This is a genomic window from Bradyrhizobium pachyrhizi (assembly GCF_001189245.1).
GTDB lineage: Bacteria > Pseudomonadota > Alphaproteobacteria > Rhizobiales > Xanthobacteraceae > Bradyrhizobium > Bradyrhizobium pachyrhizi.
Genome location: NZ_LFIQ01000058.1, coordinates 93,901 through 104,615, shown reverse-complemented (window position 1 = coordinate 104,615; position 10,715 = coordinate 93,901). Strand labels below are relative to the sequence as shown.

At 64.8% G+C, this 10,715-nt stretch carries 11 protein-coding genes and 1 pseudogene; 2 read left to right on the top strand and 10 right to left on the bottom strand.

The genetic code is table 11. From position 1 onward, the window contains the following. On the top strand, positions 1–767 hold a 767-nt coding region (locus AKL29_RS12240), incomplete at its 5' end, for an ATP-binding protein (RefSeq protein WP_244481963.1). A 242-nt stretch (positions 768–1,009) separates the two neighbouring features. Here AKL29_RS12240 and AKL29_RS12235 read toward each other — a convergent pair. Further along, on the bottom strand, positions 1,010–2,401 hold the full coding sequence (locus AKL29_RS12235) for a LysM peptidoglycan-binding domain-containing M23 family metallopeptidase (protein ID WP_050384339.1): 1,392 nt from the start codon (positions 2,399–2,401) through the stop codon (positions 1,010–1,012). Positions 2,402–2,511: 110 nt separating this feature from the next. Next, a complete protein-coding gene (locus AKL29_RS12230; protein WP_050384337.1) occupies positions 2,512–3,168 on the bottom strand; it encodes a protein-L-isoaspartate(D-aspartate) O-methyltransferase in 657 nt (218 codons plus the stop codon). 376 nt (positions 3,169–3,544) lie between these two features. Here AKL29_RS12230 and AKL29_RS12225 point away from each other — a divergent pair, with 376 nt between their 5' ends. Beyond that, positions 3,545–3,922, top strand: coding sequence for a response regulator (locus AKL29_RS12225; protein ID WP_026192734.1), 378 nt, complete (start codon positions 3,545–3,547; stop codon positions 3,920–3,922). 108 nt (positions 3,923–4,030) lie between these two features. Here the strand turns inward: AKL29_RS12225 and surE are convergent, their stop codons facing one another. The 8 genes and pseudogenes from surE to AKL29_RS44710 form a co-directional block, all read right to left on the bottom strand. Next, positions 4,031–4,798, bottom strand: a complete 768-nt coding sequence (gene surE, locus AKL29_RS12220; RefSeq protein ID WP_028332131.1) for a 5'/3'-nucleotidase SurE — start codon at positions 4,796–4,798, stop codon at positions 4,031–4,033. A 79-nt stretch (positions 4,799–4,877) separates the two neighbouring features. Further along, positions 4,878–5,912, bottom strand: a complete 1,035-nt coding sequence (locus AKL29_RS41820) for a hypothetical protein (protein ID WP_152977550.1) — start codon at positions 5,910–5,912, stop codon at positions 4,878–4,880. Positions 5,913–5,928: 16 nt separating this feature from the next. Continuing rightward, positions 5,929–7,260, bottom strand: a complete 1,332-nt coding sequence (gene serS, locus AKL29_RS12210; RefSeq protein WP_050384332.1) for a serine--tRNA ligase — start codon at positions 7,258–7,260, stop codon at positions 5,929–5,931. 204 nt (positions 7,261–7,464) lie between these two features. Further along, entirely contained in the window at positions 7,465–8,271 is an 807-nt protein-coding gene (gene tatC, locus AKL29_RS12205; protein ID WP_028332134.1) for a twin-arginine translocase subunit TatC, read from the bottom strand. Next, positions 8,268–8,768 (bottom strand): Sec-independent protein translocase protein TatB, encoded by a 501-nt coding sequence (gene tatB, locus AKL29_RS12200; RefSeq protein WP_050384330.1) that lies wholly within the window; start codon positions 8,766–8,768, stop codon positions 8,268–8,270. The genes tatC and tatB overlap by 4 nt, the downstream gene beginning before the upstream one ends. 159 nt (positions 8,769–8,927) lie before the next feature. Next, positions 8,928–9,161: a twin-arginine translocase TatA/TatE family subunit gene (locus tag AKL29_RS12195; protein ID WP_028332136.1), complete on the bottom strand. Its 234-nt coding sequence runs from the start codon at positions 9,159–9,161 to the stop codon at positions 8,928–8,930. 201 nt (positions 9,162–9,362) lie between these two features. Next, positions 9,363–10,208 (bottom strand): annotated as a pseudogene (gene scpB / locus AKL29_RS12190) (SMC-Scp complex subunit ScpB); the annotation flags it as partial. Between the two features lie 22 nt (positions 10,209–10,230). Next, positions 10,231–10,715 (bottom strand): segregation and condensation protein A (locus AKL29_RS44710; protein ID WP_430648866.1); only part of this gene is annotated, 485 nt, incomplete at its 5' end.

The window sequence follows — 10,715 nt, the reverse complement described above, 5'->3', positions numbered from 1 at the left end:
ACGCCTTCGTCTGGCATCCGGACGGGCGCCTCGCCCCGGTGCCGCGCGTCAGCCGTGTCGAGATCGGCCTGCTCAAGGGCGTCGACCGGATGCGCGATATCCTGATCGAGAACACCGAACGCTTCGCCGACGGACTTCCCGCCAACAATGCGCTGCTCTGGGGCGCCCGCGGCATGGGCAAGTCGTCGCTGGTCAAGGCCGCGCATGCCAGCATCAATGTCGACCGCAAGCCGGCCGACCGGCTGAAGCTGATCGAGATCCACCGCGAGGACATCGAGAGCCTGCCCGGCCTGATGGAGCTGCTGCGCAGCTCCTCCTTCCGCTTCATCGTGTTCTGCGACGACCTCTCCTTCGACGGCAACGATGCCTCGTACAAGTCGCTGAAGGCAGTGCTGGAAGGCGGCATCGAGGGGCGCCCCGACAACGTCATCCTCTATGCGACCTCGAACCGGCGGCATCTGCTGGCGCGCGAGATGATCGAGAACGAACGCTCGACCGCGATCAATCCCGGCGAAGCGGTCGAGGAAAAGGTGTCGCTGTCGGACCGCTTCGGCCTCTGGCTCGGCTTCCATCGCTGCAGCCAGGACGAATACCTCGCGATGGTGAAGGGCTATTGCGACCATTACGGCATCAAGATCGCCGACGACGAACTCGAGCGCGAGGCGCTCGAATGGTCGACCACGCGCGGATCGCGCTCGGGCCGCGTGGCCTGGCAGTACACGCAGGAACTGGCGGGCCGGCTCGGTGTGCGGCTGAGCGGCAACTAACAGGCAATCAGACGCATAGCCCTTCCGTCACCGCCTATGCAGTCCGGATGGAGCGCAGCGCAATCCGGGATCGGTGCACTCCGCGAGTGAGCCCCCGGATTTCGCTTCGCTCCATCCGGGCTACGCGGCTGAGCGGCAAGTCATTGTCGCAGCGATCGTCAAAACAAAACGGGGGAGGCTTGCGCCTCCCCCGCTGTCTTTGTTGTGAGACTTGGAAGTCCCTTGAAGTCCCGACGCGTAGCTTACGCGCCGTTGAGGAACTGGAGCGGATCGACCGGCGACGATCCCTTGCGGATCTCGAAGTGGAGCTGCGGCGAGCCCGCCTCGCCGCTCTGGCCCGACTTGGCAATCACCTGACCGCGCTTGATGGTATCGCCGCGTTTCACCAGGATTTCGCTCGCATGGGCATAGGCGGTGACGTAGCCATTGGAATGGCGAACCAGCACGAGATTGCCGTAGCCCTTCAGCTCATTGCCCGAGTAGGCGACGACGCCGTCTTCGGCAGCCTTCACCGGCGTACCCTCGGGCACCGCGACGTTGATGCCGTCATTGACCTTGCCGTTGGTCTTCGAGCCGTAAGCGGTGATGACCTTGCCACGCACCGGCCAGCGGAAGGTCGGCAACGCGCCGGTGGCCTCGCTCGACTTGGTGACGACGGGCGCTTCAGCGGCAGCCGCCGGCTGTTCGACCGTCGCGGTCGGCTGGACCAGCCGCGCGCTCTGCTGCGGCAGCGCGGTTGCAATGACCTTCGGGGCTGCGACCGCCGGTGCCGGAGCCACAGCCGCAACCGGCGCGGCAGCAACGGGTTGCGCAACGGGCGCGGGCGCCGCCATCGCCGTCTTGGCGCCGGGCACCACGAGCTTCATGCCGAGGCTGAGCCGGGCCGACTGGTCGAGATTGTTGGCGCGGGCGAGCTCGGCTACGGGAATGTGGTGCTGGCGCGCGATGCTGTGCAGCGTGTCGCCGCGATTGACATAGTGGACGCCGGCAGGCGCGGCCGCCACGGCGACGGGGCGCGCGGCGGGTGCGGCCAGCGCCGGCGCTGCGGCCGACGCCGTCGGGCGCGGAATGACCAGCTGCTGGCCGGGCGACAGCGCGCGCGGTCCCTTGTAGCCGTTGGCGCGCAGGATCTCGGCGGTCGAGACGTTGTAGCGGCGCGCCAGCACTTCCAGGGTGTCGCTGGTGCCGACGATGATGGTCGTGCCGCTATGCCCGGCATGGGCTGCTGCGACCGAATGCGGAACGGTGCCGGTGGATTCGATCTGCGGACGCGCGGGCGGCGGCGTGTAGGACGAGACCCCGCGCCCTCCTCCGGAGACGCCGGCATTGCCGTTGGCGACCGGATAGGACTGCGGCGCTGCGGCGACCGGCGGCGGCAACGGCTGCGATTGATATTGCGAATATTGCGGTTGCGTTCGAGGCCGCGCGTATTGCGGCAACTCGCGCGGCGGCGGCGCCTGCTGCACGGTGCCGGTCGGCTGCGGATCAAACGCAAACGGATTTTGCGAGTAGGAGTTTTGCGAGAAGCGCGACGACATATCGGCGCTGCAACCGGCAAAAGCCATGGACATCAGCGTCAGCACCGCAACCTGCGGCACGCGACGCGAGCGAAGCAACTCAACAACCCCGGACATGGTTACTCACTCGTACGCAACAAAAGACTGTTTTGAGTAAACACGTACCGAGTAAATAACCGCTTAACCCTGCGAATAAGGCGTTGGTGCCAAGCAGCAAATCGCCGAATTTACAATTCGCGCGCGATTCCCGGCAGCGCCGGCACAAAGCGGACGTCGACCAGTTCCTTGCGGTCGAAGCCGTTCTCGGTCCGCACCACGCGGACGAGGGTCTGGGTACCCTGATGCGGCCCGACCGGGGCGATCAGGATGCCGCCGGGTTCGAGCCGCTCCAAGAGCTTCTCCGGGATTTGCTCCATCGCCGCGGTGACGATGATGCGGTCGAAGTCGCCTGCCCCGGCCGGAACGTCGAAGCCGTCCCCGAGCAGCACCTCGATATTGTAATAGCCCAGCTTTTCGAGGCGCTTGCGGGCGCCGTCGGCTAGCGTCCGGTAGCGCTCGATGGTCAGCACCTGCTTGCACAACCGGGACAGCACGGCCGCCTGATAGCCCGAGCCGGTGCCGATCTCGAGCACGCGATGGTCCTTCTGCAGCTGCAACTGCTCGGTCATGTAGGCCACGACAAACGGCTGGCTGATGGTCTGCCCGCAGGCGATCGCAAGCGCGCTGTCGCGATAGGCCTCGTTGCGATCGCGCGGATCGACGAAGACCTCGCGCGGCACCTCCTCCATCGTACGCAGCACGGCCTGATCGCTCACCCCGCGCCGCCGCAGGGTCAGCTGAAACATCATCTTCTCGGTCGGATCGGGGTTCACGGCCATGTTCATCAGCGTCTCTGGGCAGCAGCGCGGAATCTTGCCCTCTTTGATGCCATTGAAATCCGAAATACCGCGTTAAGGAAAAATTTCCCGTCGCGTTTTGTTCCCGGCCAGGAACCATCGCCAGATTTGGCATTGGCGCCGGCCCGGCTCCCTCACATATAATCGGCGGCGATGCGCAATTAACGTCTGGGTGGCCAGATCAGGGGCTCTCGGAGGGCCAACACACCTCGTTGGCTGTTGGGCAAATCTTGCGCAACAAAGCCGGCCACGGCGATGCGGCAAACGCTGTGGCGCGCTCGAAAAGGACCAATTCCCAAACGTTTGCATTGCGCGCTGTAATGTTATTTGCGAGCCTAATTCAGGGAAGGGCAAGGATTCCATCATGACAGCGATACGGCCGGCGGGCTGTTCAGTTTTCCTCGTAGAGGACGAGGTCATGATCCGGATGATGGTCGCCGATATGCTGGAGGAACTCGGCCATAGCGTTGCGGCCGAGGCCGGCGAAATCGGCGAAGCGGTCAAGCTTGCGCAATCGACCGAATTCGACCTCGCGATCCTCGACGTCAACGTCAATGGCAAGGTGATCACCCCGGTCGCCGAGCTGATTAACGCCCGCAACCGCCCCTTCATCTTCGCGACCGGCTATGGCTCGTCCGGCCTGCCTCCGGAGTACCGCGACCGTCCGGCGCTGCAAAAACCCTTCCAGCTGGAGACGCTGGCCCAGGTGATCTCCAGCGCGATGAAGGGCGCGCCGGTTTAACGGCAAGTTGCGCGCGTAGCCCGGATGGAGCGAAGCGCAATCCGGGGACTTCACAACACGGGTCCCGGATTTCGCTTCGCTCCATCCGGGCTACAGATTCCCCGAGGATTACTTCAGCGTATCAATCAGCGTTTCCGAAAATGCTTCATCGGTGCGGTCGAGCCGCAGCGGTGTGACCGAGACGTAGCGCGCCGCAAGCGCGGCGAGATCGGTGCCTTCGGCCGGCGCATCCATCATCGCCGCGCGCTCGAAGCCGATCCAGAAATACGGATTGCCGCGTCCGTCGTGACGGCGATCGATCTTCAGGAACCCCTGATTGCGCTTGCCCTGCCGCGTGATCCGGATGCCCTTCACGTCATCGGGCATGCAGGACGGGAAGTTGACATTGATGACGGTATTCCTGGGGACGCCGGCGCCGATCACCTTGCGGATGATGTCGGGTCCGAATTTCAGCGCAGTGTCCCACAGCGGCGCGTTGCGCGTCTCGATCGAGAATTCCTGCGACAGCGCGAATGACGGAAAGCCCAGAATAGTGCCTTCCAGCGCGCCGGCGATGGTGCCGGAATAGACCACGTCCTCGGCGACGTTGCGGCCCTTGTTGACGCCGCTCAGCACGAGATCCGGCAGCTTGTCTCCGAGAATGTGCCGCGCACCCATGATGACGCAATCGGTCGGCGTGCCGCGCACCGCGAAGTGACGCGGGCTGACTTCGCGCAGACGCAGCGGATCGTTGAGCGACAGCGAATGCGAGACGCCGGACTGATCGAGCTCGGGGGCAACGATCCAGACGTCGTCGGACAACGCGCGTGCGATCTGCTCGACGACCTGCAGGCCTGGAGCATGGATGCCGTCATCATTGGTGCAGAGAATTCGCATCCGTCAAAGTGCCTTTTGTTCCGATTCGGCGCGGGTATCTTACGTTGCGGTTTCTTGAGTTGATTGCCGTCTTAACCGGCTAGGGCCGCGGAGGCAAACTTGGCGATGGCCCGCGCCATCGTGCCGACGTCACGCGCCATGGACAGACAAATCGCGCGCTGCCGGCGATCTTGCGCTCGAACACCGGCCAGGCTGCTCTAGCCGGCCGCCGAACAACCGCGATGACGGGCGTTGGCCGCGGCGCCTCCGGCATTTTAACTCGCGGGGTCTGACGCAGTTCGGCCCCGAGCCCCCGGGACGTGACAGCTTCTGACGTTGGAGGCCCCGGCTTGGCAGGTTCAGGCTTTGGCGCTTCAACCTTAGCTTCAACCTTGGGAGCTTCAACCTTGGGCGGATCAACCCTCCGAGCTTCCGGCCTGGCCGGCTCAAGAGCAATTGATGCGGTTTGGCGTGGCTCAGGCTTGGGAGGCCTCGGAAGCTCCAATGGGGAGAGCTCGGACTTAATGGGATCGGCCGTGACCGAATCGGCCTTCATGGGATCGGCTTTGGCGGAAGCGGTCGTGAGAGACTCGGCCTTCGGAGCTTCGAACGCGCGAGGCTCAGCCATGGACGGTTCTGGGGCGACCGAAGCCGCTTGGGGGAGCTCGGACCGTGCCGGCTCGACCTTCCGAGGCTCAACCCTGAGCGGTTCGGGTTTGGGCGGCACGGGAGCGAGCGCCTCGGCCGGTTTTGCGACCGGCGCCGTCGCAGCCGATTTCGATTTCAGCCTGGCCAGCAGCTCCTCGATCGAGGGCACCGATGTCGCGTCAAGCGGAGCGCGCGGCGCGGCCGGCGGCGTCGCCCGGACCGGCGGTGGCGGCGACGCAATCGGTGCAGGTGGCGACAGATCGGCCGGCGCCATCTGGGCGAACTTGCCGCGCGCGATCTCCAGCGCCTTGTCGAAGTCGGGCCTGTCGATCCAGGCCTTCGATTGCACCTCGGTCACGCGCGCGTCCCACAGGCGCGCGGCCTCGACGTCGTAATAGCCCATCTGCTTCTGATTGATCAGCTGCAGACCGTGGCCCGTAACGGCCCATTGTCGACCTAGCCAGTGGATGTCACGGTGCAGCGGCATCACACTGGCCCTCGCCTCACATGCCGTGCTCGATGACCTTGAGCCCGCCCATATAGGGCTGCAGCACATCGGGCACCGCGATCGAACCATCCTGCTGCTGATAGGTCTCCATCACCGCGATCAAGGCGCGCCCGACCGCCGTGCCGGAGCCGTTCAGCGTATGCACGAAGCGCGGCCTGCCGTCGGGGCCGCGATAGCGCGCGTCCATGCGGCGGGCCTGGAAATCGCCGCACACCGAGCAGCTCGAAATCTCGCGATAGGCGCCGCCATCGCCCTGCCCCGGCATCCACACCTCGATGTCGTAGGTCTTCTGCGCCGAGAAGCCCATGTCGCCGGCGCACAGCGTCATCACGCGATAATGCAGGTCGAGCTTCTGCAGCGCCTGCTCGGCGCAGGACAGCATGCGCTCCAGCTCATCCTTGCTGGCTTCCGGCGTCGTGATCGACACCAGCTCGACCTTTGTGAACTGGTGCTGGCGGATCATGCCGCGCGTGTCGCGCCCCGCCGCGCCCGCCTCGGCGCGGAAGCACGGCGTCAGCGCGGTGAGCCGCATCGGCAGCTCCTTCTCGTCGAGGATGGATTCGCGCGCGAGGTTGGTCAGCGATACTTCAGCGGTCGGGATCAGGCCGAGGCGCTCGCCGCGCAGATCGGCATTCGGTACCGAGAGCAATTCGCCCTTGATCGCCCAGAACTGGTCGTCCTCGAATTTCGGCAATTGACCGGTGCCGAACATCACGGCGTCGCGCACCAGCAGCGGCGGATTGATCTCGGTGTAGCCGTGCTCGCCGGTGTGCAAATCGAGCATGAACTGCCCGATCGCACGCTCGAGCCGAGCCAGCCCTTTCTTCAGCACGACGAAGCGTGCGCCGGACAGTTTCGCCGCCGCCTCGAAATCCATGTCGCCCAGCGCGGTGCCGAGATCGTCATGCAGCTTCGGCGCAAAGCCGTAGTCGCGCTTCTTGCCGTACACATGGTGCTGGACGTTGCCGTGCTCGTCGGTGCCGTCGGGCACCTCGTCGAGCGGCAGGTTCGGAATCGACGACAGCTCTTTGATCAGCTGTTCATCGGCCGTCTTCGCCGCCAGCTCGAGCTCCGGCATCGTGGTCTTCAGCTCGGCGACTTCAGCCATCAGCGTGGCCGCCCGCGCCTCGTCCTTTGCCTTCTTGGCCTCGCCGATCTCCTTCGAGGCCGCATTGCGCCGCGCCTGGGCCTGCTCGGACGCCAGGATCGCCGCACGCCGCTTCTCGTCGATCGCCAGCAGCGACGGCGACAGGGCCTCTAACCCGCGGCGCTTCAGGCCGGCGTCGAAGGCTGTCGGGTTGTCGCGGATCGCTTTGATGTCGTGCATGAGTCAGTCCTGGCAGGCTTTGCGTAAGCAACCAACCATTGCGTTGGCAAACTACGGCTATGTAGTTCCACTACCACGACCGTCATCGTCAGCGAAAGCGGGTGATCCAGCATTCCAGAGACGTCGGCGTGTCACCGAGAGGCCGCGGCGTACTGGATACCCCGCTTTCGCGGGGTATGACGCCGAGTGTGAGGCGAAATCACTTTATTCGGCGGGATTGGTCGCCGACGGCGCCCCGGACGAGGCATTCGAGGTCGCGGCCTTCTTTTCCACGATCCGGACCGCGATGATGGCGCCCTCGTAGAGGGCGAGCAGCGGGATCGCGAGCGAGGCCTGGCTCAGCACGTCGGGCGGCGTCAGCACGGCGGCGATGATGAAGGCGATCACGATGAAGTAGCGCCGCTTCTCCTTCAGCATCTTCGAGGTGACGATGCCGATGCGGCCGAGCAGCGTCAGGATCACGGGCAGCTGGAATGCGATGCCGAAGGCGAAGATCAGCGACATCATCAGCGACAGATATTCGCCGACCTTGGGCAGCAGCTGGATCTGCGCGGTCTCCGCGCCGCCGGCCTGCTGCATGCCGAGCGAGAATCGCACCAGCATCGGCAGCACGACGAAATAGACCAGCGCCGCGCCCATCACGAAGAACACTGGAGTGGCGATCAGGTACGGCAGGAACGCGTTGCGCTCATGCCGGTAGAGACCGGGCGCGACGAATTTGTAGATCTGGGTGGCGACGATCGGAAACGAGATGAAGCCCGCGCCGAACAGCGCAAGCTTCAGCTGGGTGATGAAATATTCCAGCAGCGCGGTGTAGATGAATTTCGAATTCTCCGGCCCCGCGATCCAGACGAATGGCCAGACCAGCACGTTGTAGATCTGCTTGGCGAAGAAGAAGCAGATAATGAAGGCCACGCCGAAGCCGAGCAGCGCCTTGATCAGCCGCGAGCGCAGCTCGATCAGGTGATCCATCAAGGGGGCCTTGCTGGCCTCGATGTCTTCGGCGCTCATGACGCCCTCGCGTCCTTGAGCGCTTCGGGCTGCGCCGGCGTCACGTCCTGCGGCGCCGGCTCACCCTTCACCTCATTGGTGATCGCAAGCGCCTCGCCCGCGGCCGCATGCGCCTCGGCCTCGACGAAGGTTTCCGGCGTCGGCTCGGCAGGAGTGGTGGGCGTCACCGGTGCGTCGACTGCGGACGCGACCTGTGCATCGACCGGCTTGTCGATCTGCAGGGCGTCGCTGACGTCCTTCTGCAGCGACGTCATGATGTTGCCGCTGGTGATGCCGGTCGCGGCCTCCCTGACCTCGTCAAAGCTCTTTTTGAGGTCGGCCATCTCGGCTTCGCGCATGGCTTCCTGGAACTGGCCCTGGAATTCGGAGGCCATCTTGCGGGCCTTGCCCATCCATTGCCCGACCATGCGCAGCACGCCCGGCAGTTCTTTCGGGCCGATGGCGATCAGCGCGACGACCGCGATGACGACCAGTTCACTCCACCCGATATCGAACATGAATTCTTCCGCCTAGCGCGCCGCCATCGGCCCCATCGCTCCCAACAGGATCTGGGGCTGCCGGCGCCTTTTCTCAATCGGCGTCCATAGCGCGTCTCTGCGACGGCGTCACCGTTTCGCGCAAGAAAAAACGTCGAAATATGCGTCAGTACAAGCGCGTTAGACGGCTTTGCTGCCGACGTCCTGGCGCGCGGCCGACGGCGCCGCATTGTGATCGATCGATTTGGTGGGCTCGGTCTTCTCGGCGACCTTGTCGTCGTCCTGCATGCCCTTCTTGAAGGCCTTGATGCCCTGGGCAACGTCACCCATCAGATCAGAAATCTTGCCGCGTCCGAACAGCAGCAGGACCACTGCGATCACGACGATCCAGTGCCAAATGCTCAACGAACCCATCCTGCAACCCTCCAGAAATGGCCGGCGGACCGGCCTGAACTTTGCCGGAAGGTAGGCCCGCGGGGTGTCAAAAACAAGGACCTCGGCCGCGGCAAATCGCTGTCGCGGCTACGTAATATTGCTAGGCTTAACCGGGAATATTCAGGCTTATTCGCCCTTGTCCTCGGTGTCGGCGTCATCACCGGCGTGGTCGGCGCGGTCTTCCGGCTCGCCGGCGTCAGGTTCGGCCGCATCCGCGTCAGAGGCAACGTCCGCCTCGACCTCCGCCTGGGCGGTCGCTTCGACCTCGGCAGTCCCAACCTCATCAGTCGTTTCTGCGTCGGCTTTCGGTTCCTCGGCTTCCGGCTCGACGGCCGGCGCCAGCAGCAGTTCCAGCGTATCACCCGGCTCGAGCGGCTCCTCGTCCTCCCGCAGCGTCGCGTCATCCGACGGCGACGGAACGGAAAATCCGGTCGGCAGACGCGAGTCGAGCAGACCCGTGCCCTTCAGCTCCTCGAGCCCCGGCAGGTCGCCGAGCGCTTCCAGGCTGAACTGCGACAGGAACGCGTCGGTGGTTCCGAAGGTGAGCGGTCGGCCCGGCGTCTTGCGGCGGCCGCGCGGGCGGATCCAGCCGGTCTCGAGCAGCACGTCGATCGTGCCCTTCGACGTGACCACGCCGCGAATCTCTTCGATCTCGGCGCGAGTCACCGGCTGGTGATAGGCAACGATCGCCAGCACCTCGATCGCGGCACGCGACAGCTTCCGCGTCTCGGTGCTCTCGCGCGTCATCAGCCACGACAGATCGCCGGCGGTGCGGAACGTCCACTTGTTGGCGACACGCACCAGGTTGACGCCGCGCGGCGCGTATTCCGCCTGCAGCTGCGCGAGCGCCGCCTTGACGTCGACGCCGTCGGGCATCCGCTTTGCCAGCGTTGCCTGATCGATCGGCTCGGCCGATGCAAACAACAGGGCTTCTAGGAGCCGCAATTCCTCAGGACGCGCCACCGGATCCATAGGAGAAACCTCCTCCTCGGGCTCTTCTCTGCGCACTTCCGCCAAGCTTGCCATGGGCCTGCTCTCCTTCTTCCACTTACTCAACCGACAGGTCCGGCGCCGCCACTGCGGCTTGCGCTTGACGCTTTCGGAAATAGATCGGCGCGAACGCCTGCTTCTGGTTGATCTCCATCTCGCCCTCGCGAACCAGTTCGAGGGCGGCAGCGAAGCTCGATGCGAACACCGTCGCCTTCTGCGTGGGATCGGCGACGTAATTCATCAGGTACTCGTCGAGGCAGCTCCAGTCCTCGGCGATGCCGACCAGCCGCTCCAGCGAGGCGCGCGCTTCGGCCAGCGACCACACCGTCCGCTTGGCCAGATGCACCGAGGTCAGCACGCGCGACTGACGCTGCGTGGCATAGGCAGACAGCAGGTCGTACAGCGTTGCGGTGAACTTCGGATGCTTGATCTCGGCGATCGATTCCGGATTGCCGCGCGGAAAAATATCGCGCTGGAACTGGGGCCGGTTCATCAGCCGGTTCGCCGCCTCGCGGATCGCCTCCAGCCGGCGCAGCCGGTTGG